The sequence below is a fragment of the Salmonella sp. SAL4457 genome, assembly GCF_046548235.1.
GTDB classification, from domain to species: Bacteria; Pseudomonadota; Gammaproteobacteria; order Enterobacterales; family Enterobacteriaceae; genus Salmonella; species Salmonella enterica.
In genome coordinates, this window is the sequence record NZ_JBGDZO010000105.1 from 1 (window position 1) to 389 (window position 389).

The following is a 389-nucleotide window of genomic DNA, read 5'->3' on the forward strand; positions in this document are numbered from 1 at the left end:
GCCTATCCACCCGCCGCGCGGCGCGACATGGCCGTGGCGTCAGAGCTTCATGCCGCGGCTGATGATCTCTTTCATGATCTCCGAGGTACCGGCGAAGATCCGCTGGATGCGGGCGTTGGCGTACATCCTGCAGATCGGATACTCCCACATGTAGCCCCAGCCGCCATGCAGTTGCACGCCTTCGTCGACCACCTTGCCCAGCAGCTCGGTGGTGAACAGCTTGGCTTCGGCGGCGACCTCGGGGGACAGCTTCTTCTGGTTGTGGTCCATCACGCAGCGGTCGGTGAAGACCTGCGCCACGTCGATCTGGGTACGCATTTCGGCGAGCTTGAAGCGGGTGTTCTGGAAGTGCGCCACCGGCCGGCCGAAGGCCTGGCGCTCCTTCACGT

1 protein-coding gene is annotated in these 389 nt (G+C 64.3%); it reads right to left on the reverse strand.

Translation table 11 applies throughout. The annotated features are described in order from the left end of the window. Positions 1 to 39 precede the first annotated feature (39 nt). Positions 40 to 389, reverse strand: a 350-nt coding sequence (locus tag ACLJNW_RS23440; protein ID WP_410961116.1) for an acyl-CoA dehydrogenase family protein, incomplete at its 5' end; no start/stop codon positions are given.